Source organism: Micromonospora parva (genome assembly GCF_040649675.1).
GTDB classification, from domain to species: Bacteria; Actinomycetota; Actinomycetes; order Mycobacteriales; family Micromonosporaceae; genus Micromonospora; species Micromonospora parva.
Genome location: NZ_JBEZFX010000021.1, coordinates 1 through 24,752 on the forward strand (window position 1 = coordinate 1; position 24,752 = coordinate 24,752).

Annotated in this window: 20 protein-coding genes; 13 read left to right on the forward strand and 7 right to left on the reverse strand. The window is 71.9% G+C overall.

Features of this window, described 5'->3' with window-relative positions; translation table 11 throughout:
• Positions 1-256: 256 nt before the first annotated feature.
• Together AB0C03_RS32010 and AB0C03_RS32015 are read right to left on the reverse strand one after the other, a co-directional pair.
• Positions 257-910 carry an MBL fold metallo-hydrolase gene (locus AB0C03_RS32010; protein ID WP_357641037.1) on the reverse strand — a complete coding sequence of 218 codons (654 nt, stop codon included), beginning with the start codon at positions 908-910 and terminating at the stop codon, positions 257-259.
• A gap of 7 nt (positions 911-917) precedes the next feature.
• Complete coding sequence (locus AB0C03_RS32015; protein ID WP_357641040.1) at positions 918-1,634, reverse strand: maleylpyruvate isomerase family mycothiol-dependent enzyme; 717 nt, start codon at positions 1,632-1,634, stop codon at positions 918-920.
• Between the two features lie 180 nt (positions 1,635-1,814).
• Here AB0C03_RS32015 and rsgA point away from each other — a divergent pair, with 180 nt between their 5' ends.
• The 5 genes from rsgA (at position 1,815) to AB0C03_RS32040 (ending at position 10,211) form a co-directional block, all read left to right on the forward strand.
• Positions 1,815-2,885, forward strand: coding sequence for a ribosome small subunit-dependent GTPase A (gene rsgA / locus AB0C03_RS32020; protein WP_357641043.1), 1,071 nt, complete (start codon positions 1,815-1,817; stop codon positions 2,883-2,885).
• A 211-nt stretch (positions 2,886-3,096) separates the two neighbouring features.
• A complete protein-coding gene (gene uvrA / locus AB0C03_RS32025; protein ID WP_357641046.1) occupies positions 3,097-6,042 on the forward strand; it encodes an excinuclease ABC subunit UvrA in 2,946 nt (981 codons plus the stop codon).
• Between the two features lie 163 nt (positions 6,043-6,205).
• Positions 6,206-6,691: a Rieske (2Fe-2S) protein gene (locus AB0C03_RS32030; protein WP_030338337.1), complete on the forward strand. Its 486-nt coding sequence runs from the start codon at positions 6,206-6,208 to the stop codon at positions 6,689-6,691.
• Between the two features lie 262 nt (positions 6,692-6,953).
• Entirely contained in the window at positions 6,954-8,942 is a 1,989-nt protein-coding gene (uvrC, locus tag AB0C03_RS32035) for an excinuclease ABC subunit UvrC (protein ID WP_210866745.1), read from the forward strand.
• A 606-nt stretch (positions 8,943-9,548) separates the two neighbouring features.
• A complete protein-coding gene (locus tag AB0C03_RS32040; RefSeq protein WP_357641051.1) occupies positions 9,549-10,211 on the forward strand; it encodes a C39 family peptidase in 663 nt (220 codons plus the stop codon).
• A gap of 89 nt (positions 10,212-10,300) precedes the next feature.
• On the opposite strand, the gene recQ is transcribed toward AB0C03_RS32040, so the two are convergent.
• Positions 10,301-12,145, reverse strand: coding sequence for a DNA helicase RecQ (gene recQ, locus AB0C03_RS32045; protein WP_210866743.1), 1,845 nt, complete (start codon positions 12,143-12,145; stop codon positions 10,301-10,303).
• A gap of 280 nt (positions 12,146-12,425) precedes the next feature.
• Here recQ and rapZ point away from each other — a divergent pair, with 280 nt between their 5' ends.
• The 8 genes from rapZ (at position 12,426) to AB0C03_RS32085 (ending at position 19,540) form a co-directional block, all read left to right on the forward strand.
• A complete protein-coding gene (rapZ, locus tag AB0C03_RS32050; RefSeq protein ID WP_357641067.1) occupies positions 12,426-13,328 on the forward strand; it encodes an RNase adapter RapZ in 903 nt (300 codons plus the stop codon).
• A complete protein-coding gene (locus AB0C03_RS32055; RefSeq protein ID WP_210866742.1) occupies positions 13,325-14,407 on the forward strand; it encodes a gluconeogenesis factor YvcK family protein in 1,083 nt (360 codons plus the stop codon). Before rapZ ends, AB0C03_RS32055 begins: the two co-directional genes overlap by 4 nt.
• Before the next feature lie 54 nt (positions 14,408-14,461).
• Positions 14,462-15,442, forward strand: coding sequence for a DNA-binding protein WhiA (whiA, locus tag AB0C03_RS32060; protein WP_030337350.1), 981 nt, complete (start codon positions 14,462-14,464; stop codon positions 15,440-15,442).
• A 267-nt stretch (positions 15,443-15,709) separates the two neighbouring features.
• The gene (gap, locus tag AB0C03_RS32065) at positions 15,710-16,714 is read left to right on the forward strand and encodes a type I glyceraldehyde-3-phosphate dehydrogenase (protein WP_030337349.1); all 1,005 of its coding nucleotides are present in this window, start codon (positions 15,710-15,712) and stop codon (positions 16,712-16,714) included.
• Entirely contained in the window at positions 16,711-17,910 is a 1,200-nt protein-coding gene (locus tag AB0C03_RS32070; RefSeq protein WP_030337348.1) for a phosphoglycerate kinase, read from the forward strand. Before gap ends, AB0C03_RS32070 begins: the two co-directional genes overlap by 4 nt.
• Entirely contained in the window at positions 17,911-18,702 is a 792-nt protein-coding gene (gene tpiA, locus AB0C03_RS32075; protein ID WP_030337346.1) for a triose-phosphate isomerase, read from the forward strand.
• A gap of 96 nt (positions 18,703-18,798) precedes the next feature.
• The gene (secG, locus tag AB0C03_RS32080; protein WP_030337344.1) at positions 18,799-19,059 is read left to right on the forward strand and encodes a preprotein translocase subunit SecG; all 261 of its coding nucleotides are present in this window, start codon (positions 18,799-18,801) and stop codon (positions 19,057-19,059) included.
• A gap of 139 nt (positions 19,060-19,198) precedes the next feature.
• Positions 19,199-19,540 carry an RNA polymerase-binding protein RbpA gene (locus tag AB0C03_RS32085; RefSeq protein WP_030337342.1) on the forward strand — a complete coding sequence of 114 codons (342 nt, stop codon included), beginning with the start codon at positions 19,199-19,201 and terminating at the stop codon, positions 19,538-19,540.
• Between the two features lie 10 nt (positions 19,541-19,550).
• Here AB0C03_RS32085 and pgl read toward each other — a convergent pair whose 3' ends face one another.
• The 4 genes from pgl to AB0C03_RS32105 all read right to left on the reverse strand — a co-directional run bounded on the left by pgl (position 19,551) and on the right by AB0C03_RS32105 (position 24,744).
• Positions 19,551-20,321, reverse strand: a complete 771-nt coding sequence (gene pgl, locus AB0C03_RS32090; protein ID WP_030337340.1) for a 6-phosphogluconolactonase — start codon at positions 20,319-20,321, stop codon at positions 19,551-19,553.
• A 144-nt stretch (positions 20,322-20,465) separates the two neighbouring features.
• On the reverse strand, positions 20,466-21,482 hold the full coding sequence (locus AB0C03_RS32095; protein ID WP_030337338.1) for a glucose-6-phosphate dehydrogenase assembly protein OpcA: 1,017 nt from the start codon (positions 21,480-21,482) through the stop codon (positions 20,466-20,468).
• Positions 21,479-22,993, reverse strand: a complete 1,515-nt coding sequence (gene zwf / locus AB0C03_RS32100) for a glucose-6-phosphate dehydrogenase (protein WP_030337336.1) — start codon at positions 22,991-22,993, stop codon at positions 21,479-21,481. The genes AB0C03_RS32095 and zwf overlap by 4 nt, the downstream gene beginning before the upstream one ends.
• A 101-nt stretch (positions 22,994-23,094) precedes the next feature.
• Positions 23,095-24,744: a phosphoglucose isomerase-related protein gene (locus AB0C03_RS32105; RefSeq protein ID WP_030337335.1), complete on the reverse strand. Its 1,650-nt coding sequence runs from the start codon at positions 24,742-24,744 to the stop codon at positions 23,095-23,097.
• Positions 24,745-24,752 lie beyond the last annotated feature (8 nt).

A 24,752-nucleotide genomic window follows, 5' to 3' on the forward strand; every position in this document is an offset into this window, starting at 1 on the left:
GGGGGGGGGGGGGGGGGGGGGGGTGGGGGGGGGGGGGGGTGGGGGGGGGGGGGGGGGGGTTGGGGGGGGGGGGGGGGGGGGGGGGGGGGGGGGCCCGCCGCGCCCGGCTCCGGGCGGTCAGGCTTGATCCCTGCGCCGGGCGCGGCGGGCCCCCGCCCCCTTCGTGGTTCCGGTTGGTGCGGGGGTGCCGCCTACGACGGTGGGGTGTTGATCTTTGGGGTCCCTGGTGACGTTGGGTCTTGGGTTTGCGGTGGGGTTACCAGCCTCGGGCTTTCCACTGGGGGAGGGCGGGGCGTTCGGCGCCCAACGTGCTGTCCTTGCCGTGGCCCGGGTAGAACCAGGTGTCGTCCGGCAGCTTGTCGAACAGCTTCCGCTCGACGTCGCCGATCAGCGCCGCGAACCGCTCCGGGTCCTTGTCGGTGTTGCCGACGCCACCAGGGAAGAGACTGTCGCCGGTGAACAGGTGCGGGGTGCCGGCCGGGTCGCGGTAGAGAAGCGCGATCGAACCCGGGGTGTGGCCCTTGATGTGGATGACCTCCAGCGCGCAGTCGCCGACCGCCACGGTGTCGCCGTCGGCCAGCCGCTCCGCCTCGATCGGCAGGCCCGCCGCGTCGTCGGCGTGCACCAGCGCCCGGGCGCCGGTCTTGGCGACGACCTCCTCCAGCGCCACCCAGTGATCCATGTGCTGGTGGGTCGTCACCACGGCGGTGAGCCCACCGTCGCCGATCAGGTCGAGCAGCCGGGGTGCCTCGTTGGCGGCGTCGATCAGCACCTGGTCACCGGTGGCCGTGCAGCGCAGCAGGTAGGCGTTGTTGTCCATCGGGCCCACCGACAGCTTGCTGATGGTCAGCCCGGCCAACTCCCGAACCGCGGGTGCGCCGCCGTTCGTGACGTCTCCGTTGTATGTCATGACGTTTCTATATCCATTCCGGTGGAGTAGGCAGGGGACCGTCAGGGATGACGGAGAGCGGGACGCCGTCGGCGCGGCCGATCAGCCAGGCGGCGAGGTCGGGGGCGGGACCGGCGACGACCGGGGCGCCGACCCGCTCCCCGATCACCACCTCGTGCTCGCTGCCGTCGAGACGGAGCACCATCGACGGGGGCGTCGGACCGGTGCCGTGATGGCTGGCCGCCTCGCGCAGCAGTCGGTGGGCGAACGCCTCCGACCAGTCCGTGGCCCGGTAGTCGGCGGCCAGATCGAGGTGGTGCACCTCGATCTCCCGGAGCCGACCCCAGACCAGCAGCGCGGCCGGCCACGGGCCCTTACGCGCCTGCACCGTCGCCGCCCACGCCTCGGCCGGCATCGCCGCGACCGCCTCGGCGAACAGGTCCGCGGTGCGGCGCAGGTCGTCCAGGTGCGCGGCCGGTGGTCGGCCCGAACCGGCTTCGATGTCCGCCGTGCGGGCCTCCAACGAGGCGTACATCGGCAGGGCCTCCCCGGTGCGGGCCGAGGTGAGCAGGTTGACGAAGCCGTCGGCGTTGCGCGCCACGTGCGCCAGCACGTGGCCGCGCGTCCAGCCCGGCAGCAGCGACGCGGCAGCCAGGTCCGCGGCGTCGAAAGACGCGGCGGTACGGAGTAGTCGGCTGGTGGCCGCGTCCACCTCGCCCATCAGCAGCAGCGGATCCGTGGTCACCCGTCGACAGTAGCGGTCCGCCGCCCGCGGCGTCGCCGGGGAAATCGCTTTCGGCGCGTCGGCGCACGACCTACCGTCAGCGGCAGACGCGGCACCGGGACATCGGACGGAGGTGGTTGATCATGCCGGACGTGGCACGCGTGTTCCGCCATCACCAGCTTCGACACCGATGAGGATGCTATGACGATCGATCTGACCGCCCTCGGCTGGGACGCCGAGCGAGCGGCGTACGCCGCGCGCCGCGGCGAGCACCAGCCGGGTCGGGTGGCCCGGGTGGACCGGGGGGTCTGCACGGTGCTGACCACCGTCGGCCCGGTCCGGGCCAGCCTGGGCGGGGCGGTGCTGACCGTCGCCGCGCGGGACCCGTCCGCGCTGCCCTGCGCCGGGGACTGGGTGCTGCTCACCCACTGGCCGGACCGCCGGGTCACCGTGGAGACGGTGCTGCCGCGGCGCGGCGCGCTGATCCGGCGTACCGCCGGCAAGGACGCCAGCGGCCAGGTGCTGGCCGCCAACCTCGACGCCGCCGCCGTGGTCGAGCCGGTGCACCCCGAGCCGGACGTGGGCCGGATCGAGCGGCTGCTCTCCCTGGCCCACGAGTCCGGCGCCCGACCCCTGGTCGTACTGACCAAGGCGGACCTGGCGGCCGACCCGGGCGCGCTGGCCCGCCAGTTGGCCGCTGTCGCCCCCGGGGTGCCGGTGCTGCCGGTCAGCGCCGAACGTGGCCTCGGGCTGGACCCGCTGCGCGCCGAGGTGGCCCCCGGTCGCACGCTCGGCCTGCTCGGCCCGTCCGGTGCCGGCAAGTCGAGCCTGGTCAACGCCCTCGTCGGGGCGGTGATGATGCCCACCCAGGCGATCCGGCGGGTGGACGGCAAGGGTCGGCACACCACCACCTGGCGGGCTCTCGTACCCGTCCCCGGCGGCGGCGCGGTGATCGACACGCCCGGCGTGCGGGCGGTCGGTCTGCTGGACGGCGCGGCCGGGCTCGACCGGGCGTTCGCCGACATCGCCGGGCTGGCCGAGGGCTGCCGGTACGCCGACTGCGGCCACGACGGCGAGCCGGCCTGCGCGGTCCGGGAGGCGCTGCACACCGGCGAGCTCTCCACCCGTCGGTGGGAGAGTTGGCGGCGGCTGCAGGGTGAGGTGGCCCACGAGAGTCGACGGCGGGAGGCGCGGGTGGCGGCGGAGCGGCGCGGCGGGTGGCGTTCGGCCCGACGTCGCGCGGCGCGTCCGCCGACGCCCGGGGGCTACTGACCGTGGTTCGCGGCCGACCGGCCGGGGCTCCCGGCCGGCTGCGGGCCGGGCGGCCGACCGGGCTGAGCTGGGGGAATGTGCGGGCGAGGGAAACTGTCGTACCTCGGGGCTAGAGTTGCCGAGGCGTGTTTTCCGCGCCCGCACGACCGCTCAAGAGCACCCAGAGCGGGACACATCCTTCGCTTCATCTTCTCCCGGGAGTACACGCACTGTGGCCGACCGACTGATCATCCGTGGCGCGCGCGAGCACAACCTGCGTGACGTCAGTCTCGACCTGCCCCGGGACGCACTCATCGTGTTCACCGGGCTGTCCGGGTCGGGCAAGTCGAGCCTGGCCTTCGATACGATCTTCGCCGAGGGGCAGCGCCGCTACGTCGAGTCGCTCTCCTCGTACGCCCGGCAGTTCCTCGGCCAGATGGACAAGCCGGACGTCGACTTCATCGAGGGCCTGAGCCCGGCCGTCTCGATCGACCAGAAGTCCACCTCGCGTAACCCGCGTTCGACGGTCGGCACCATCACCGAGGTCTACGACTACCTCCGCCTGCTCTACGCCCGCATCGGTGAGCCGCACTGCCCGGTCTGCGGCGAGCGCATCTCCCGGCAGAGCCCGCAGCAGATCGTCGACCGGGTCCTCGCCATGGCCGAGGGCACCAAGTTCATGGTGCTCGCCCCGGTGATCCGGGGCCGCAAGGGCGAATACGTCGACCTCTTCGCCGAGCTGCAGGCCAAGGGCTACGCCCGGGCCCGGGTCGACGGCGTGGTGCACCCGCTGACCGAGCCGCCGAAGCTCAAGAAGCAGGAGAAGCACACCATCGAGGTGGTGATCGACCGGCTCACCGTCAAACCGAGCGCCAAGCAGCGGCTCACCGATTCGGTCGAGGCCGCGCTGGGGCTGTCCAGCGGCCTGGTCCTGCTCGACTTCGTCGACCTGCCGGAAGACGACCCGGACCGCGAGCGCCGCTACTCCGAGCACCTGGCCTGCCCCAACGACCACCCGCTGGCCATCGAGGATCTCGAGCCCCGGGTCTTCTCCTTCAACGCGCCGTACGGCGCCTGCCCGGAGTGCACCGGCCTGGGCACCAAGAAGGAGGTCGACCCGGAGCTGCTGGTCCCCGACCCGGAGCGCAGCCTGCGCGAGGGCGCCATCCAGCCCTGGTCCACCGGGCACAACCTGGAATACTTCCTGCGCCTGCTGGAGGCGCTCGGCGAGGCTCAGCACTTCGACATCGACACCCCGTGGCGGGCGTTGCCGGCGCGGGCGCAGAAGACGATCCTGCACGGCTCCGACGACCAGGTGCACGTGCGGTACCGCAACAAGTACGGCCGTGAGCGCTCCTACTACACCGGCTTCGAGGGCGTGGTGCAGTGGATCGAGCGCCGGCACTCCGACACCGAGTCCGAGTGGTCCCGCGACAAGTACGAGGGCTACATGCGCGACGTGCCGTGCGCGGCGTGCGGCGGTGCCCGACTCAAGCCCGAGGTGCTCGCGGTCACGTTGGCCGGCAAGAGCATCGCCGAGGTCTGCAACCTGTCCGTGGGGGAGTGCGCCGACCTGCTCGCCGGCATCGAGCTGACCGACCGGCAGAAGATGATCGCCGAGCGGGTCCTCAAGGAGATCAACGCCCGGCTGCGGTTCCTGCTCGACGTTGGCCTGGACTACCTCTCCCTGGACCGCCCGGCCGGCACGCTCTCCGGCGGTGAGGCACAGCGCATCCGGCTGGCCACCCAGATCGGCTCCGGCCTGGTGGGCGTGCTCTACGTGCTCGACGAGCCGTCGATCGGGCTGCACCAGCGCGACAACCACCGGCTGATCGAGACCCTGATCCGGTTGCGCGGGCTGGGCAACACGCTGATCGTGGTGGAGCACGACGAGGACACCATCCGCACCGCCGACTGGATCGTCGACATCGGGCCGGGCGCGGGTGAGCACGGCGGCAAGATCGTGCACAGCGGCTCGGTGCCGGCGCTGCTGAAGAACAAGGAGTCGATCACCGGGGCGTACCTGTCCGGTCGCCGGTCGATCCCGACGCCGACGGGCCGCCGTCCCCAGGATCCGGGCCGTGAGCTGGTCGTGCACGGCGCGCGGGAGCACAACCTGCGCAACCTGACCGTCTCGTTCCCACTGGGCCAGCTGATCGCCGTCACCGGGGTCAGCGGCTCGGGCAAGTCGACGCTGGTCAACGACATCCTCTACGCGGTGCTGGCGAACCAGATCAACGGCGCCCGGCTGGTGCCCGGCCGGCACACCCGGGTCTCCGGTCTGGAGCACGTGGACAAGGTCGTCGGCGTGGACCAGTCACCGATCGGTCGGACGCCGCGTTCCAACCCGGCCACCTACACCGGGGTCTGGGACCACGTCCGCAAGCTCTTCGCCGAGACGACCGAGGCGAAGGTACGCGGGTACGGCCCTGGGCGGTTCTCCTTCAACGTCAAGGGCGGCCGCTGCGAGGCGTGCTCGGGTGACGGCACCATCAAGATCGAGATGAACTTCCTCCCCGACGTGTACGTCCCCTGCGAGGTCTGCAAGGGCGCCCGGTACAACCGGGAGACCCTGGAGGTGCACTACAAGGGCAAGACCGTCTCGGACGTGCTGGAGATGCCGATCGAGGAGGCCGCCGAGTTCTTCTCCGCTATCCCGGCCATCCACCGGCACCTGAAGACGCTCGTCGACGTCGGCCTGGGCTACGTCCGCCTCGGTCAGCCCGCGCCGACCCTCTCCGGTGGTGAGGCGCAGCGGGTCAAGCTCGCCTCCGAGTTGCAGAAGCGCTCCACCGGGCGGACGGTCTACGTGCTCGACGAGCCGACCACCGGTCTGCACTTCGAGGACATCCGCAAGCTGCTGATGGTGCTGGAAGGGCTGGTCGACAAGGGCAACACGGTGATCACCATCGAGCACAACCTCGACGTGATCAAGACCGCCGACTGGCTGATCGACATGGGTCCCGAGGGCGGCCACCGGGGCGGCACCGTGCTCGCCACCGGCACCCCCGAGGAGGTCGCCGAGGTGGCGGAGAGCCACACCGGTCAGTTCCTGCGCCAGGTGCTCAAGCTCGACGGCGAGGCCAAGGGTGCGGCTGCCGCCACCACCCGGGCCGCCAAGGCCAACGGCGCGACCAAGACGCGGGCCAGCCGCAAGGTGCCGGCCGGCGCGCGCTGATCTCTCTGTACGTGTTCGTCGGGCGGGGCGGGTCGGATGACGACCCGCCCCGCCTCATTTGCCGGGTCGGCCGGATGCCGCCATGAACCATCCGGCACAGTTGCGCGTGTGGAGAAGTGTGGCCGGCTTCCGACCGGCGCAGCGGGCCAGAGAGAGGCGAGGCATGAGTGACGATCAGGCGCTGACCGGTTCGGGTACCCAGACACGCCGTACCCTGCTCACCGGCGTCGGGGCGGTCGGCGCGGCCGTCGTCCTGGCTGCCTGCGGCAGCGACGACGGCGGCAGCGGCAGTGACGCACCCACCAGTGGGGGCCCCGCAGTGCCCAGCACCGGCGACGCCGGCGGCGGCGACCGGCAGAACGCCCAGTCGTTGGCCACCACCACCGACATCCCGGTCGGGGGTGGCAAGGTCCTCGCCGCCGAGGGCGTGGTCATCACCCAGCCCACGGCGGGTCAGTTCAAGGGATTCAGCCCGATCTGTACGCACCAGAACTGCCCGGTGACGAACGTCGACGGCGGCACCATCAACTGCACCTGCCACAACAGCAAGTTCTCGATCGAGGACGGCTCGGTGAAGGCCGGCCCGGCCACGAAGCCGCTGCCGCCGAAGAACATCAAGGTCACCGGCGACCAGATCTCGCTGGCCTGATCGCCGCCGGGCTGGTCTGGCGGCTGGGCTGGTCTGGCGGCTGGGCTGGTCTGATCGCGGGGCCGCCGGGCTGGTCTGACGGCCGGACTGGCGTGACCGCCGGGCCGGCGGGCTGATCTGGTGGTTGGGCCGGCGCCCCTTGATCGACTCGCGGTCCCGGAGATCGGGGTGTCCGTGGCGTGCCGACACCCCGACCTCCGGGACGCCGAGTGGATCACGCGCCTGCCGGGGGCTGTCGGTGCCGCGGACTAGGCTTGCTGGCGTGGCTGACCCCTCTACCTACCGCCCCGCACCCGGCACCATCCCGGAGCTACCGGGGGTCTACCGCTTCCGCGACGGCACCGGCCGGGTGATCTACGTCGGCAAGGCGCGCAATCTGCGCAGCCGGCTCAACTCCTACTTCGGCGACGTCTGGAACCTGCACGAGCGCACCCGTCAGATGGTCACCACCGCCGAGTCGGTGGACTGGATCACCGTCGGCACCGAGGTCGAGGCACTCCAGCAGGAGTTCACCTGGATCAAGCAGTACGACCCGCGGTTCAACGTCCGCTACCGCGACGACAAGTCGTACCCCTATCTCGCCGTCACCCTCGACGAGGAGTACCCGCGGCTGCAGGTGATGCGCGGCGCCAAGCGCAAGGGCGTGCGTTACTTCGGCCCCTATTCGCACGCCTGGGCGATCCGGGAGACCCTCGACCTGCTGCTGCGGGTGTTCCCCGCCCGGACGTGCTCCGCCGGGGTCTTCAAGCGGGCCGGTCAGGTCGGTCGTCCCTGCCTGCTCGGCTACATCGGCAAGTGCTCGGCCCCGTGCGTCGGCACCGTCTCCGCCGACGAACACCGGGCCATCGTCGACGGGTTCTGCGATTTCATGGCCGGGCGCACCGACACCATGGTCCGCAAGATCGAACGCGAGATGACCGAGGCGAGTGAGCAGCTCGAGTTCGAGCGGGCCGCCCGGCTGCGCGACGACGTGGCAGCGCTGCGTCGGGCCATGGAGAAGCAGACAGTGGTGCTGGGCGACGGCACCGACGCGGACGTGGTCGCGTTCGCCGACGACCCGCTCGAGGCGGCCGTGCAGGTCTTCCACGTCCGCGACGGCCGGGTCCGCGGCCAGCGCGGCTGGGTGGTGGAGAAGACCGAGGACCTGACCACCGGAGACCTGGTGCACCACTTCTGCACCCAGGTGTACGGCGGCGAGCACGGCGAGGCCGACGTGCCCCGCGAGCTGCTCGTGCCCGAGCTGCCAGCGGACGCCGACGCACTTGCCGACTGGCTCTCCAGCCACCGGGGCAGTCGGGTGTCGCTACGGGTGCCGCAGCGTGGCGACAAGCGCTCCCTGATGGAGACGGTGGAACGCAACGCCAAGGACGCGCTGGCCCGGCACAAGCTGAAGCGCTCCGGTGACCTGACCACCCGGGGCAAGGCACTGGACGAGATCAGCGAGGCGCTGGGCATGAGCACGTCGCCGCTGCGCATCGAGTGTTTCGACATCTCCCAGATCCAGGGCACCGACGTGGTCGCCAGCATGGTGGTCTTCGAGGACGGGCTACCCCGCAAGAGCGAATACCGGCGGTTCATCGTCCGGGGCGCCACCGACGACCTCTCCGCGATGTCCGAGGTGCTTCGCCGCCGCTTCGCCCGCTACCTGGACGCCAGGGCCGAGACGGGCGAGGTGGGCGTGGAGTCGGCCGACGACCAGGCCGCCCCGCAGGATGCGGTCGAGCCGCAGGTCGGCGTCCTGATCGATCCGACGACCGGCCGGCCGCGCAAATTCGCGTACCCGCCGCAGCTGGTGGTCGTCGACGGCGGTGCCCCACAGGTCGCAGCCGCCGCGCAGGCCCTGGCCGATCTGGGCATCGACGACGTGGCGCTGTGCGGGCTGGCCAAGCGGCTGGAGGAGGTGTGGCTGCCGGACGACGAGTTCCCGGTCATCCTTCCGCGTACCTCGGAAGGGCTCTACCTGCTGCAACGGGTGCGTGACGAGGCCCACCGGTTCGCCATCACCTTCCACCGGCAACGCCGCTCGAAGCGGATGACCGAGTCGGCACTCGACCACGTGCCCGGCCTGGGGGAGGTCCGGCGCAAAGCGCTGTTGCGGCACTTCGGTTCGCTCAAGCGACTCTCGGCCGCAACTGTCGAAGAGATCACGGAGGTGCCGGGGGTCGGTCGACGCACCGCCGAGGCGATCCTGGCCGCCCTCGACAAGGACACGAAGGCCGTCGACGGCGCGGAGGCGAAACCCAACGCCTGATCCTGTGATGCCGGGGTGTCCCGGGTGCGAAGCAGGCGTGATCGACTCGGGTTCCATGAAGTCGCGGTGTCCCAGGCGCGCGGATGTCGCGTCTTCCTGAAACCCGAGTCGATCACGCCGCTGTGTCCGCTGTGTCCGGGTCGCCAGCCGTCGAGGCAGGCGTCGGGTCGGCGGTTTGTCGGGTTTGGGTGGGGGTGTCGGGTGGTCGGGGCCACCCCGCGCGTGGAATCGGGGGCCGGGCGGGGTCGTTATACCTGGCAGACCACCGCGCCCCCGGCCCGGTGGAGAGCAGCCGCCGGGAACACCCGCCCGGCCGCCCCGGTTACATCCCCCGCACGGCCGAGCACCACCGGCCGGCCGCAGGTAGGCGAAACCAGCCAGGCCCGAGCACCACCGGCCAGCCCTGGTAGGCGGAACCAGCCAGGCCCGGCATCACAACAGGGCCGATGGGCAGGCGGAATGACCCGCCACCGCGAACCGTTACACCTTGTCCCGACGCCGACCCCAGCGGGTCGCCGGGCCCCCACGAACCTCCCCGCACGGCCACACCCCCCCCGCGTTCAGTGCTCGTGCGGAAACACCCCCGATGCAGAGGAGCACGCCATCATGCGTACCGATCTGATCCGTAAGACCGCCCTGACCGCTGCCGGTCTCGCCTTCACCGGCGGTGCCATCGCCGGACCCGTCACCACCGCCTTCGCCGCCCCGAACACCAGCAAGCCGGCGTCGCAGACCCAGACCGACCGCAAGCCCGCCGGTGAGCGTCAGCTGGGTGTGCGCTACGAGGCCCAGCCGAACTTCTACTACTGCGGCCCCGCCGCCGCCCGTAACGCCCTGTCCGTGCAGGGCAAGGACATCAGCGTCGACGCCATGGCCAAGGAGATGGGCACCACCGAGGCCGGCACCAACTCCATCAACGACATCACCCCGGTGTTGAACAAGGAGACCGGTAAGAACGACGCCTACCGGTCGGTGGAGATCAGCACGCCCGCCGCGGATGACAAGCAGACCGACCAGCTGCGCGCCGACGTTGTGAAGACCGTCGACGACGGCCGGGCCGTGGTCGCCAACATCGCCGGCACCACCACCGACACCGACGGTGGTATCCACTCCTTCGAGGGCGGGCACTACATCAGCGTCGTCGGCTACCGCGATGGCGGGAACGTGGTGAAGATCGCCGACTCCGCCGACCCGAACACCGCCTCCTACGAGGTCACCGTCGAGCACCTCGCGGACTGGATCGCCACCCGCGGCTACGCCACCAGCTGACCCACAGCACGCCAGCACACAGCACCCCAGCACCTCAGCACGCAGCCGAAGGGCCGGACCCCACCACGGGGCCGGCCCTTCGGCGTGCCTCAGTCGGTGGCGAGGACGGCCAGGATCTGCTCGCCGTACTTGGCGAGTTTGTTCTCGCCGACCCCGCTGACCCGGGACAGGTCGGCCAGTGTGCGGGGCGCGTCGCTGGCGATCTGTCGCAGGGTGGCGTCGTGGAAGATCACGTACGCCGGAACGCCCTGCTCTTTGGCGGTGGTCGCTCGCCAGCCGCGCAGCCGCTCGAACAGCGACGCGGCGGCCGGGGTCAGCTCGGCCACGACGGTGGCCGAGCCGCGCGGCTTCGACGAGCGGCTCGACGGCGCCTTCTCCGGCTCGCGGCGCATCGTGACGGTGCGGCGACGACCCAGGACGTCGGCGCTGGCCTCGGTCAGCGCGAGCGTGCCGTAGTCACCTTCGACGGCGAGCAGCCCTTCGGCGAGCAGTTGCCGGACCACGCCCCGCCACTCGGCCTCACTGAGCTCGGCGCCGATGCCGAAGACGGTCAGCGAGTCGTGACCGTACTGGCTGATCTTGTCGGTCTGCTTGCCGAGCAGGATGTCGATGCAGTGCCCGGCACCGAAGCGCTGGTTGCGTTCGCGGTCGAGGCGGAAGACGGCGGACAGCAACTTCTGGGCGGCGACAGTGCCGTCCCAGGACTCCGGTGGGGTGAGGCAGGTGTCGCAGTTGCCGCAGGCGGTCGTCGTCGTCTCGCCGAAGTATTCGAGCAACTGGACCCGCCGGCAGCGGACCGTCTCGCAGAGGGCGAGCATCGCGTCCAGGTGGGCGGCGAGGTTGCGGCGGTGGGCGAGGTCGCCGTCGGACGTCTCGATCATCTTGCGTTGCTGGACGACGTCCTGCAGCCCGTACGCCAGCCAGGCGGTGGACGGCAGGCCGTCCCGGCCGGCGCGGCCGGTCTCCTGGTAGTAGCCCTCGACGGACTTGGGCAGGTCGAGGTGGGCGACGAACCTGACGTCGGGCTTGTCGATGCCCATGCCGAAGGCGATGGTGGCCACCATGACCAGGCCGTCCTCGCGCAGAAAGCGTTGCTGGTTGGCGGCGCGGGTGCCCGCGTCCAGCCCTGCGTGGTAGGGCAGGGCGGCGATGCCGTTGGCGGTGAGGAACTCCGCCGTCTTGTCGACCGAGGCCCGGGACAGGCAGTAGACGATGCCGGCGTCGCCGGGGTGCTCGTCGCGCAGCAGGGTCAGCAGCTGCTTGCGGGGCTCGCGCTTGGGCACGATCCGGTACTGGATGTTGGGCCGATCGAAGCTGGCCACGAAGTGCCGGGCGTCGTCGAGCTTGAGTCGGGTCGCGATCTCGGTGCGGGTGGCGCTGGTCGCGGTGGCGGTCAGTGCGATCCGGGGGACCTGCGGCCAGCGTTCGTGCAGCATCGACAGCGCGAGGTAGTCGGGGCGGAAGTCGTGCCCCCACTGGGACACGCAGTGCGCCTCGTCGATCGCGAACAGCGAGATGCGCCCGCGGTCCAGCAGGGCGAGGGTGGACCGGACGCCGAGCGCCTCCGGCGCCAGGTAGAGCAGGTCCAGCTCACCGGCGACGAAGGCGGCCTCCACCCGCCGCCGGGCGTCCAGGGTCTGGGTCGAGTTGAGGAACCCGGCGCGCACGCCGACCGCGGTGAGCGCGTCCACCTGGTCCTGCATGAGCGCGATCAGCGGGGACACCACGACCGCCACCCCTTCGCGGACCAGGGCCGGGATCTGGTAGCACAGGGACTTGCCGCCACCGGTGGGCATCAACACCAGCGCGTCGCCGCCGGCGACCACGTGGTCGATCACGTCCTGCTGGAAGCCACGGAACGCGTCGTAGCCGAAGACCCGGCCCAGCACATCCAGGGCATCGGAGGCGGTACGCAGGTCGGTGGGAGAAGCCATCCGGGGAGTCTACGAGCCGACCCCGACAGCGCCCGCCCGGCGCACCCGGACCGGTGCGCCGGCCGGGGGAGCGGTCCGGGCGCGATCGGCATGAACCCAGCCGTACGCGGTGTCGGGAGGGCGACCGTCGCACGGTCCGCGGGGCATCGCCCGGCCACGGGTGCCCGGTCCTGACCCGACGGCGGGATAGAGTCGCTGATTGACCAATCGCGGCCGAAGGCGGCCGCGGCGCCACGGCTTGGGGGTACGGGTGAGCGAGGCGCGCACAGCCGGTGACCGGATCGACGGCCCGGAGGCCGACGACGAGCAGTCGGCGGCCGAGTCGGAAACCACTCTCGTGGTGGTCACCGGCCTCTCCGGGGGTGGCCGCAGCACTGTCGCCCGGGCGTTGGAGAACGTCGGCTACTACGTCGTGGACAACCTGCCGCAGGCCCTGATGCTGGACATGGCCGAGCTGGCGTTCAAGGCGGGCGGTGCGGCCCGGCGTACCGCCATGGTGCTGGACGTGCGGTCGCGGGCCTTCTCCACTGACCTGGCCGGGGCCATCCGGGAGCTCAAGGAGCGCGGGTTCTCGCCCCGGGTGGTCTTCGTCGACGCCGACGACGAGGTGCTGATCCGGCGGTTCGAGAGCGTCCGGCGTTCGCACCCGTTGCAGGGTGACGGGCGGTTGGCCGACGGCATCGCCGTGGAGCGCGGTCTGCTGGAGGAGGCCCGCGAACAGGCCGACGTGATCATCGACACCAGCCACCTGAACGTCAACCAGCTCCGGCGGCGCATCGAGGAGCTGTTCGGCGGCGAGGACGCCCGCCGGCTGCGGGTCACCGTGTTGTCGTTCGGCTTCAAGTACGGCCTGCCACCGGACGCCGACTTCGTGCTGGACGCCCGCTTCCTGCCCAACCCCTACTGGGTGCCGGAGCTGCGTGAGCACACCGGGCGGGAGGAGGCGGTCAGCGCGTACGTGCTGGGTCAGGAGGGCGCGGACGCCTTCGTCGCCTCGTACGCCGACCTGGTCAACGCCACCACCACCGGCTTCGAGCGGGAGGGCAAGCGGTACCTCACCGTCGCCGTGGGCTGCACCGGCGGCAAGCACCGCAGCGTGGCCATCGCCGAGGAGCTGGCCAGCCGACTGCGGCACTCCGGGCTGGCGGCGAACGCCCAGCACCGTGACCTGGGGCGGGAATGACGACCCGGCGGGTGGTGGCGTTCGGCGGCGGGCACGGGCTGTCCGCCTCGTTGCGCGCGCTGCGCCACTGCGCTCCCGAACTCGACCTCGACATCACCGCAGTGGTCACGGTGGGTGACGACGGCGGCTCCAGTGGCCGGCTGCGGGCCGAGCGGGGTGGTCTGCCCCCGGGTGATCTGCGTCAGGCGCTCGTGGCGTTGGCCGGGGACCACCCGGCCACCCGGCGCAGCGCCGGGCTGTTCCAGCACCGCTTCGCCGCCGTGCCGGTGGGCGTACCCCGATCCGACGGGACCGACCCGGGCCCGGCGGCGGGCGACGACCCGGGCCCGGACGGCCCGGCCCGACACGGTGCGGCCCTGCGCGGCACCGACGGGGCGTCGGCCGGCGGGGACGGTCTGGCCGGGCACGCGGTGGGCAACCTGGTGCTCTGCGGCCTGATGGAGCTGCTCGGCGACCCGGTGGCGGCGCTGGAGCACGCCGGCGCGATGCTCGGCGCGGTGGGCCGGGTGTTGCCGATGTCCCGACAACCGGTCGGGATCGAGGCCCGGGTACGCGGCGCCGACCCGGCCGCCCCCGACGAGGTGCGCACGGTCACCGGCCAGCACCAGGTGGCCGTCACCACCGGACGCGTCGAGTCGCTGCGCCTCACCCCGAGCGCCCCACCGGCCTGCGCCGAGGCCATCGAGGCGATCCGGGCGGCCGACTGGCTGATCTTCGGGCCGGGCAGCTGGTACACCAGCGTGCTGCCGCACCTGCTGGTGCCGCAGTTGGCCGACGCCATCGTGTCCACCTCGGCCCGGCGGCTGGTCACGCTGAACCTCGCTGCGGAGAAGGAGACCCTCGGGCTCTCCGTCGCCGACCACCTCGCGGCGCTGCACTGGTACCTGCCCGAGCTGAAGGTGGATCTCGTGCTCGCCGACGCCAAGGCGGTGGGTGACCCCGAACCGGTCGAACGTGCGGCAGAATCGCTGGGTGCCCGCCTGGTCCTCGCCCCCGTCGCCGTTGTCGACGGGACTCCCCGCCATGATCCGGCTGCCCTGGGCGCCGCGCTGGTGCCTGTCCTGGGCGCCGATCGTTAGACACGTACGTAATCTCCGGCGACACGCCGGAACAGGTCCGTGAGGGGACGCACAATGGCGATGACGGCCGCGGTCAAGGACGAGCTGAGTCGGGTCGACGTGCCCAAGCCCTGCTGCCGGCGGGCGGAGATGGCCGCGCTGCTGCGCTTCGCCGGCGGGTTGCACATCGTCTCCGGCCGGGTGGTGGTGGAGGCAGAACTGGACACCGGGGCGGTTGCCCGGCGGCTGCGCCGGGAGATCGCCGAGGTCTACGGCTATCCCAGCGAGATCCACGTGCTGGCCTCCGGTGGGCTGCGCAAGGGCAGCCACTTCATCGTGCGGGTGGTCAAGGACGGTGAGGCCCTCGCCCGGCAGACCGGGCTGCTCGACGTGCGGGGCCGTCCGGTGCGCGGTCTGCCCCCGCACGTGGTGGCGGCGAACGTCTGCTGCGCGGTGTCCGCGTGGCGGGGCGCGTTCATGGCCCACGGCTCGCTCACCGAGCCCGGCCGCTCCAGCGCGCTGGAGATCACCTGCCCGGGGCCGGAGTCGGCGCTGGCGCTGGTCGGCGCGGCCCGGCGCATCGGCATCACCGCGAAGAACCGTGAGGTACGCGGGGTGGACCGGGTGGTCGTCAAGGACGGCGACGCGATCGCCGCGCTGCTCACCCGGATCGGCGCGCACTCCAGCGTGCTGGCCTGGGAGGAGCGCCGGGTACGCCGGGAGGTGCGGGCCACCGCCAACCGGCTCGCCAACTTCGACGACGCCAACCTGCGCCGTTCGGCGCGGGCGGCGGTCGCCGCGGCCGCCCGGGTCACCCGCGCGCTGGAGATCCTGGCCGACGAGGCGCCCAACCACCTGACCGACGCCGGGCGGCTGCGCCTGGAGCACCGGCAGGCGTCGCTGGAGGAGTTGGGGGCGCTGGCCGACCCCCCGCTGACCAAGGACGCCATCGCCGGGCGGATCCGCCGGCTCCTGGCGCTGGCCGACAAGCGGGCCCGGGACCTCGGCATCCCGGATACGGAAGCAGCCGTCACGCCCGACATGCTCGTGGTCTGATAGGACGGTGGGGCCGCACGGTGCGTCCGGGAGCACGACCCGGCGCAGCGTGGTCTCGCACGCTCGGATAGGGTCGCTGCGTACGGCAAGGGGGCCGACACCGGCACTCCTCGTCGTGCCCCACCGCCTCGGGCGGTCAGGTCCTCAGACCGCGCGGCGGGGTGGCCGAGATGAACCGTCGACGGCCGGCTCCAACGGTCGGCGCACACCATTCCCGCCGGCCCGTTGTGTGAAGCCGGCGGACCAGAACGCGAGGAGATGGGACCTGTGACCATCCGGGTTGGCATCAACGGCTTTGGCCGAATCGGCCGTAACTTCTTCCGGGCAGTGCTGGCGTCTGACGCCGACATCGAGGTCGTGGCGGTCAACGACCTGACCGACAACGGCACGCTCGCCCACCTGCTCAAGTACGACAGCATCCTCGGTCGTCTGCCCTACGAGGTCAAGGCCACCGCCGACGAGATCACCGTCGGTGGCAGGACCATCAAGGCGTACGCCGAGAAGGACCCGTCGAAGCTGCCGTGGGGCGAGGTCGGCGCCGACGTCGTCATCGAGTCGACCGGCTTCTTCACCGACGCCACCAAGGCCAAGGCGCACGTCGACGGCGGGGCCAAGAAGGTCATCATCTCCGCACCGGCGAAGAACGAGGACGTCACCGTCGTCATGGGTGTCAACCACGACACCTACGACCCGGCGAAGCACACCATCATCTCCAACGCCTCGTGCACCACCAACTGCCTCGCCCCGATGGCGAAGGTCCTGCACGACACGTTCGGCATCCAGCACGGTCTGATGACGACGATCCACGCGTACACCCAGGACCAGAACCTCCAGGACGCGCCGCACTCGGACCTGCGTCGGGCCCGGGCCGCCGCGCTGAACATCGTGCCGACCTCCACCGGCGCCGCCAAGGCGATCGGCCTGGTCCTGCCGGACCTCAAGGGCAAGCTCGACGGGTACGCCCTGCGGGTGCCGATCCCGACCGGCTCCGTCACCGACCTCACCGTCAACGTGGGTCGCGAGACCACCGTCGACGAGGTCAACGCCGCCCTGAAGGCCGCCGCGGACGGCCCGCTCAAGGGCATCCTGGTCTACAACGAGGACCCGATCGTCTCCACCGACATCGTGACCGACCCGGCGTCGTGCATCTTCGACGCGCCGCTGACCAAGGTGGTCGGCAACCAGGTCAAGGTCGTCGGCTGGTACGACAACGAGTGGGGCTACTCCAACCGCCTGGTCGACCTCGTCAAGCTGGTCGGTAGCTCGCTGTGAGCATCCGGACCCTCGACGATCTGCTCGCCGAGGGGGTGTCGGGTCGGCGCGTGCTGGTGCGCGCCGACCTGAACGTCCCGCTCGACAAGCAGACCGGTGCCATCACCGATGACGGCCGGATCCGCGCGGTGCTGCCGACCCTCGGCGCGCTGGTCGAGGCCGGCGCGAAGGTGGTCGTCTGCTCGCACCTGGGCCGTCCGAAGGGCGCTCCGGACCCGCAGTTCAGCCTGGGCCCGGTCGCCGGGCGCCTCGGTGAGCTGCTCGGCGCGCCGGTGCACTTCGCCACCGACACCGTCGGCGACTCCGCCCGTTCCACAGTGGCCGGCCTGGCCGACGGTCAGGTCGCCCTCCTGGAGAACCTGCGCTTCAACGCCGGTGAGACCAGCAAGGACGAGGCCGAGCGGGGCGCCTTCGCCGACCAGCTCGCCGCGTTCGGCGACGCCTACGTGGACGACGCGTTCGGTGCCGTGCACCGCAAGCACGCCAGCGTCTTCGACGTGCCGGCCCGGCTGCCGCACGTCGCGGGCCGGCTGGTGCTGCGTGAGGTCGAGGTCCTCTCCAAGCTCACCGGTGAGCCCGAGCGGCCGTACGTGGTGGTGCTCGGTGGGTCGAAGGTGTCCGACAAGCTCGCCGTGATCGAGGCGCTGCTGCCCACCGTCGACCGGCTGCTCATCGGTGGCGGGATGTGCTTCACCTTCCTCAAGGCCCAGGGCCTGGAGGTGGGCACCTCGCTGCTGGAGAAGGACATGGTCGAGACCTGCCGTAACCTGCTGGAGCGGTCCGGCGGCAAGATCATGCTTCCGGTCGACGTGGTGGTCGCGGACGCGTTCGCCCCGGACGCGGCGCACGACACGGTGCGGGTCGACGGCATCCCGAGCCACCGGCTCGGCCTGGATGTCGGCCCGGAGACGGTGGCTGGCTTCAGCGCCGCGCTGTCCCAGGCGAAGACGATCTTCTGGAACGGCCCGATGGGCGTGTTCGAGATGCCAGCCTTCGCGGCGGGCACCCGGGGGGTCGCGGAGGCGATCACCAAGGCCGACGCGTTCAGCGTCGTCGGCGGCGGTGACTCGGCAGCCGCGGTCCGTGCGTTGCGGCTGGACGAGACTGATTTCAATCACATCTCCACCGGTGGTGGCGCCTCCCTGGAATACCTCGAGGGCAAGACCCTCCCCGGCATCGCGGCCCTGGAGAACTGAATGTCGAGCACCACCCGCCGGCCGTTGATGGCCGGCAACTGGAAGATGAACCTCAACCACCTCGAGGCCAACCTGCTGGTACAGAAGTTGGCGGCGAGCCTCACCGAGAAGCAGCTCACCGACGTCGAGACGGTCGTGCTGCCGCCCTTCACCGACCTGCGAACCGTGCAGACCGCGGTGGACGGCGACAAGCTGCTGATCGGCTACGGCGCGCAGGACCTCTCCCCGCACGCGTCCGGCGCGTACACCGGGGAGATCTCCGGGCCGATGCTGGCCAAGCTCGGCTGCACGTACGTCGTGGTGGGGCACTCCGAGCGGCGGGCCTACCACCACGAGGACGACGCGTTGGTCAACGCCAAGGTCAAGGCGGCGCTGACGCACGGCCTGACGCCGATCCTCTGCGTGGGGGAGGGGCTGGACGTCCGCGAGCAGGGCACCCACGTGGCGCACTGCTCCGACCAGCTCGACGGGGGCCTCGCCGGGCTCACCCCCGAGCAGGTGCGGCAGGTAGTGGTCGCGTACGAGCCGGTCTGGGCGATCGGCACCGGCAAGACCGCGACCCCTGACGACGCTCAGGAGGTCTGCGGGGCGGTGCGTCAGCGGCTGGCGGCGCGCTTCGACCAGGAGACCGCCGACCAGGTTCGTGTCCTCTACGGCGGCTCGGTCAAGGCGTCCAACATCGCCTCGATCATGGGTCAGGCAGACGTGGACGGGGGCCTGGTGGGGGGCGCCAGCCTGGACGCCGAGGAATTCGCTCAGATCTGCCGGTTCCCGGAGCACCTCGCTCGCTGATCGCTCGGTATCCTTGACACCGCCCGTCCGCCGGTCGGTGCCGCCGTGCCCGATCAGACCGGGCGAGGATCGCTACGAGAGGAACTGACCCCAGCCATGCCGATCTGGTTCGCATACACGTTGATCGTGTTGCTGGTCATCACGAGCATTCTGCTCACCCTGCTGATCCTGCTGCACCGCGGCAAGGGCGGCGGTCTGTCGAGCATGTTCGGCGGTGGCGTCAGCTCCAGCCTCGCGGGCTCCTCGGTCGCGGAGAAGAACCTGGACCGCTACACCGTGCTGGTGAGCGTCGTCTGGTTCGCCGCGATCGTCGGGCTCGGGCTCTGGCTGCGCCTCCAGATGAACAGCGGCGCCTGAGCAGGCCCAGTAAGTCGTACAATCTGCGCGCGGTTCGTCACTCGACGGACCGCGCGCAGGCTTTCCCCGCTGCACCGCGTCGCCCGCCGCTCCACCCCCGAAGACGGCGGGTCCCCTCCGACGACAGGAGCGAGCAGCCGTGCCGAGTGGCAACGTTATCCGGGGAGCCCGGGTCGGGTCCGCACCCATGCGCCCGGACGAGCGGCACCAACCCGCCCCCCGACAGGACGTCACCTACTGGTGCCGTAACGACCACCGGGTCGACATCCGGATCGCCGCGGACGTCGAGCCGCCGGCCCAGTGGGACTGCCCCCGCTGCGGCCTGCCCGCCGGCCCGGACGCCCAGAACCCGCCGGGCCGGGCCCGCGCCGAACCGTACAAGAGCCACCTGGCGTACGTGAAGGAGCGGCGCACCGCCGAGGAGGGCGAGGCCCTGCTGAACGAGGCGCTCGCCGCTCTGCGGCGCCGACGCGGCGAGTAGCGGGCCGCGCTCAGCGCAGGCTGCGCAGCCGGGCGGGCACGTCGGCGGCCGCCGCCCGGTCCAACAGCCAGCGGGTGCGGCCCACACCGCGCACGCCGGCCGCCGGCAACTGCACCGGGCCCGCGCCGGCCAACGCCATACCCACCGCGCGAGCCTTGTCGGCGCCGGCGGCCACCAGCCAGACCTCCTCGGCGGTGTTGATCGCCGGCAGGGTGAGGGTGGTCCGCGTCGGCGGCGGCTTCGGGCTGCCCCGCACCGCGCTGACCGGCCGCGTCTCGTAGCCGACCGGGTGCTCGGGGAAGACCGACGCCACGTGGCCGTCCTCGCCGACGCCCAGCATCAGCACGTCGAAGTGCGGCAGGGTGGCGTGCCCGGGCCGGGCGGCGCGGGCCAGCTCCTCCGCGTACCCGGCAGCCGCCGCCTCGGGGTCGTTGCCGGCCGGGCCGTCCGAGGCCGGCATCGCGTGCACCCGGGCCGGGTCCAGCGGCACCACGTCCAGCAGGGCGGCGCGAGCCTGGGTCTCGTTGCGGTCCGGATCACCGGCGGGCAGGAACCGTTCGTCGCCCCACCACACGTCGACCCGGGACCAGTCCACCGCGTCGCGGGCCGGCAGCGCCGCCACCGCCCGGTACACGGCGGCGGCGACCCGACCGCCGGTGAGCACCACCGAGGCTTCGCCCCGGTCGGCCTGGGCGTCGAGCAGCTTCACCAGCAACCGGGCCGCCACGGCCTGCGCCAGCAGGTCGGCGTCGGCGTGGACGGCGACACTCGCCTCACTCATGGTTGCGCCTTCGTTTCCCGACCGCCCGGCGGTCGCTGTCGTGCCCGGGACGGTCCGCCCGAGGTGGTTGGGGCGAAAACCCCAGAGGTTGCGGGGCAGGGCCGGTGGGTACCGGCCCTGCCCGACGTCGTACCCCGGCTGGGCTCAGCCCTCGCCGCTGGTGCCGGCGTGCGCGGTGACCCCGGCCTCGGCGCGCTGCGCGGTGGCCGGATCCTTCCAGACGTGGACCCGCTGCGGCGGGCGTTGCTCCAGCCCGCGCAGGCCGGCCGTCGCGCCCAGCGCCTCCGCGTACACCTGGTCGGCGTCCAGCCGGCGCAGTTCCTCGGCCAGTTCGTCGCCGAGCGGGCGGCGGACCAGCGGCAGAGCCCGGTCTTCCTGACCCGTGCGCCGGAAGACGGCCATGCTGTCCTCGCGGGTCAGCGTCAGCTGGTCGCCGTTGGCGCAGCTGAGCTGCACCTCCCGCATGCGGGGGAACTCGTTGCTGTCCACCCGGTGCGGGGTGATGCCGAGCCGGCTGGACAGCCAACCGGCCATCAGCGCCGCCGTCGGGTCGCTGGGCGGCGCGACGATTCTCGCCTCGGTGACCTGGGCGCTGGTGGTGTCGAACGCCCCGGCGACCAGGGTGCGCCACGGGGTGATGCGGGTCCACGCCAGGTCGGTGTCGCCCGGTGCGTAGTCCCGGGCACGCTGCCGCAGCGCCTCCACCGGGTCGGCGGCCTGCGCGCAGTCGGTGATCCTCCGGTCGGCCACCACCCCGAGGAAGTCGGTGGCGATCTCCGCCGGCGGCTCGCCGTGCCACCAGGTGACCACCGGCACGTCGGGCACGAGCAGCGGCATCACGACCGACTCGGCGTGCAGCGACAAGCGGCCGTACATCCGGGTGACCACCGCCTCGCACGGGCCGAGCCGGCCACCGACCACGATCTCCGCGTCCAGTCGGTTGCGGTCCCGCTCGATCTCCGAGCGCACCACCACCAGGAGCCGGCACGGGTGGGCGGCGGCGGCGATCGTCGCCGCCGCCTCCGCCTCCCGGACCCGCTTCTCGTCCACGACCACGATGAGGGTGAGCGCCATGCCGCTGGCCACCCCGCCGGCGCTGCGCCGCTCGGCGGCGAGCGCCTTGACCACCTCGTTGCCGGTGGTGTCCCACAGCCCGATCATGCTCGTCTCCAGGCGCGGCCCTCGCGGGCCAGCATCTCGTCGGAGGCCCGTGGGCCCCACTCACCGGCCCGGTACGGCTCCGGGGTGGTGCCCGCCCAGGCGTGCTCCAGGGGGTCGATCACCTGCCAGCTCTGTTCGACCTCGGCCGCGTCCGGGAACAGGGTGCGGTCACCGATCAGCACGTCCAGCACCAGCCGCTCGTACGCCTCGGGGCTGGACTCGGTGAACGCCTCGCCGTACTGGAAGTCCATCGCGATGTCGCGGACCTCCATGGTGGTGCCCGGCACCTTCGAGCCGAACTTGAGCACCACGCCCTCGTCCGGCTGCACCCGGATGACCAGCTGGTTGTTGCCCAACGACTCCATGTCGGCGTCGTTGAACGGCAGGTGCGGCGCCTTCTTGAACATGATGGCGACCTCGGTGACCCGCCGGGGCAGCCGCTTGCCGGCCCGGATGTAGAACGGCACCTCCGCCCACCGGCGGTTCTGGATGCCCAGCCGCACCGCCACGTACGTCTCCGTGGTGGAGTCGGCGGGGACGTCCTGCTCGTCCCGGTAACCGACAGCGCGTTCGCCGCCCACCCAGCCGGGCAGGTACTGGCCGCGGACGGTGTCGCGGGTGACGTCCTTGGGCAGGGTGATGGCCTTGAGCACCTTCAGCTTCTCGGCCCGGATCTCGTCGGCGTCGAAGCTGGTCGGCTCCTCCATCGCCACCAGGGCGAGGAGTTGCAGGAGGTGGTTCTGCAGCACGTCACGGGCGGTGCCGACGGTGTCGTAGAAGCCGGCGCGGGTGCCGATGCCGACGTCCTCCGCCATGGTGATCTGCACCGAGTCGACGTACTTGGAGTTCCACAGAGGCTCGAACAGGTTGTTGGCGAACCGCAGGGCAAGGATGTTCTGAACCGTCTCCTTGCCCAGGTAGTGGTCGATCCGGAAGACGTCCTGGCGGGTGAACACGTCGTCGACGAGGTCGTTGAGCGCCTTCGCCGACGGCAGGTCGTTGCCGAAGGGCTTCTCCACCACGACCCGCCGCCAACCGCCGGACTTCTCGTTGTCGGCCATTCCGGTCCGTGCCAGCTGCTTGAGCACCACGGGGAACGCGGCCGGCGGGATGGAGAAGTAGAACGCCGCGTTGCCGGTGATGCCGTGGGTCTGACGCAGGTCGTCCAGCGTCGACGCGAGGTGGTCGAACGCGGCGTCGTCGTCGAACGACCCGCCGACGAACTTGATGTTGCCGGCCAGCCGCGCCCACACCTCGTCCCGCCACGGGGTGCGGGCGTGCTTCTTGGCCGCCTCGCACGCCAGGGTCTCGAAGTCGCCGTCACCCCAGTCGCGGCGCGCGAAACCGAGCACCACGAAGCCCGGCGGCAGCAACCCCCGGTTGGCCAGGTCGTAGACCGCGGGGAGCAGCTTCTTGCGGGCCAGGTCGCCGGTCACCCCGAAGATCACCAGAGCGCACGGCTCGGGGATCCGGGGCAACCGGCGGTCCTGCGGATCGCGCAGCGGGTTCACCGAGCCACCTTCGGTTCGCGACTCCGGGGCTCGCAACCCCGGCTCACTCCTCGCGCTCACGGAACCGCCTCCTCGCTCCGCTTCAGTCACGTCGTCCATCCTCACGCCCGCAGATCACCGACCGCGTCCAGTAGTTGGGCGACACCGGCGGCCCGGTCGGTCAGGTGCAACCGCAGGACCGGCCGGTCCCGACCGGCGAGCGCCTGCCGGTCCCCGGCGGCCTGCGCCGCCTGCAGCTCGCCGAAGGTGTACGGCTTGCCCGGCACCGCCAGGTCCTCGGCCACCGCGCCGGTCACCTGGAGGTAGCTACCCACCTGCGGACCGCCCTTGTGGTACTGGCCGGTCGAGTGCAGGAACCGCGGCCCCCAGCCGAAGGTGACCGGCCGCCCGCTCGCCTGCGCCAGCAGCGGCCGCAGCTTGGCCGTGTCGGCGTCGGCGAACCGGTCGAGGTACGCCATCACCGCGAGGTAACCGTCGTCGCCCAACCCGTCGAGCAGCCAGCGCAGCACGCCGGCCAGGTCACCCGGGGCGCCCTGCGGGGCGTACACCTCGATCGCGCCCTCGGTGAACGACGGCGTCTCCGCCGGCAGGCCCGAGGCCAGGATCTTGTTGGTGTTCTCCTTGGACTCCGTGACGTTCGGCTGGTTGAACGGGTCGATCCCGAGCACCACACCGGCCACCGCGGTGGCGTACTCCCAGGCCAGGAACTGCGCGCCCAGCGGGCCGTTGACGGCCACGTCCGGGGTGGCGCCGCCGCCCGGCACGTCACCGGGGGCCAGCGCGCCCCCGTAGCTGACGGTCAGCACGTCCGGGCCGGTGGCACCGGGGCTCTGCGGGGACTCCACCACCACCGGGAGGATGCCCACCCCGGCCTTGCCGGTCGACTCGGCGATCAACTGCTCGGCCCAGTCGCCGAGCCCGTCGATGCCGGTGCCGTCGGAAACGAGGGCGACCTTGTCCCGGGCCACAGTGGCCGCGGCGCCCAGGGCCGCGCCCAGGGCCAACGCCGGGTTGTTCTGGTCCGCGCCGAGCGACGTGGCCAGCGCGTCGGCCTGGTCGAGCAGTTCCGCGACCTCCACGCCGGCCAGCGCCGACGGCACCAGACCGAACGCGGTGAGCGCCGAGTACCGGCCGCCGACGTTCGGGTCGGCGAGCACTGTGAACGCGCCCATCTCGGTCGCGGTGGCCTCCAGCGGCGAACCCGGGTCGGTGACGATGACGAAGTGCCGGCCGGCCTCCGCCTCGGTCATCCCGGCGTCCAGGAACGCCTGCCAGTAGGCGCGCCGGTGGCTGTCGGTCTCCACCGTCGACCCGGACTTGCTGGCCACCACCACGACGGTGCGCTCCAGCCGGTCACCGAGCGCCGCCCGGACCTGGCCCGGGTCGGTGGTGTCCAGCACCGTCAGCGGACGACCCAGCGTCTGGGTGATCACCTCGGGCGCGAGCGACGAACCGCCCATGCCCGCGAGCACCACGTGATCCAGGTCGGCCAGCTCGGCGGTCAGCTCGGCCAACTGCGCGAGCAGCTCGCGGCTGCGCCGGTGGGTGTCCACCCAGCCCAGGCGGATCTTCGCCTCGGCCTCGGCGTCCGGACCCCACAGGCTCGCGTCCTTGCCCGCCAGCTTGCCCGGGACGCCGGCCTTGACCAGCGCCTCCCGGGTTGAGGCGGGCGCGGCCTTGTCGACCGCGTCCGCGCCGTACACGGAGAGCCCGGCGGCTCCCTCCACCGCCCCAGCAGGCAGGTCGCTCATGCCATCAC

What these genes read in the sequence shown, in the direction of transcription:
- AB0C03_RS32010 (WP_357641037.1), bottom strand. Translation starts at nt 910, where the DNA reads ATGACATACAACGGAGACGTCACGAACGGCGGCGCACCCGCGGTTCGG.
- rsgA (WP_357641043.1), top strand. Translation starts at nt 1,815, where the DNA reads ATGACGATCGATCTGACCGCCCTCGGCTGGGACGCCGAGCGAGCGGCG.
- AB0C03_RS32030 (WP_030338337.1), top strand. Translation starts at nt 6,206, where the DNA reads ATGAGTGACGATCAGGCGCTGACCGGTTCGGGTACCCAGACACGCCGT.
- AB0C03_RS32040 (WP_357641051.1), top strand. Translation starts at nt 9,549, where the DNA reads ATGCGTACCGATCTGATCCGTAAGACCGCCCTGACCGCTGCCGGTCTC.
- recQ (WP_210866743.1), bottom strand. Translation starts at nt 12,145, where the DNA reads ATGGCTTCTCCCACCGACCTGCGTACCGCCTCCGATGCCCTGGATGTG.
- AB0C03_RS32055 (WP_210866742.1), top strand. Translation starts at nt 13,325, where the DNA reads ATGACGACCCGGCGGGTGGTGGCGTTCGGCGGCGGGCACGGGCTGTCC.
- whiA (WP_030337350.1), top strand. Translation starts at nt 14,462, where the DNA reads ATGGCGATGACGGCCGCGGTCAAGGACGAGCTGAGTCGGGTCGACGTG.
- tpiA (WP_030337346.1), top strand. Translation starts at nt 17,911, where the DNA reads ATGTCGAGCACCACCCGCCGGCCGTTGATGGCCGGCAACTGGAAGATG.
- secG (WP_030337344.1), top strand. Translation starts at nt 18,799, where the DNA reads ATGCCGATCTGGTTCGCATACACGTTGATCGTGTTGCTGGTCATCACG.
- pgl (WP_030337340.1), bottom strand. Translation starts at nt 20,321, where the DNA reads ATGAGTGAGGCGAGTGTCGCCGTCCACGCCGACGCCGACCTGCTGGCG.
- AB0C03_RS32095 (WP_030337338.1), bottom strand. Translation starts at nt 21,482, where the DNA reads ATGATCGGGCTGTGGGACACCACCGGCAACGAGGTGGTCAAGGCGCTC.
- AB0C03_RS32105 (WP_030337335.1), bottom strand. Translation starts at nt 24,744, where the DNA reads ATGAGCGACCTGCCTGCTGGGGCGGTGGAGGGAGCCGCCGGGCTCTCC.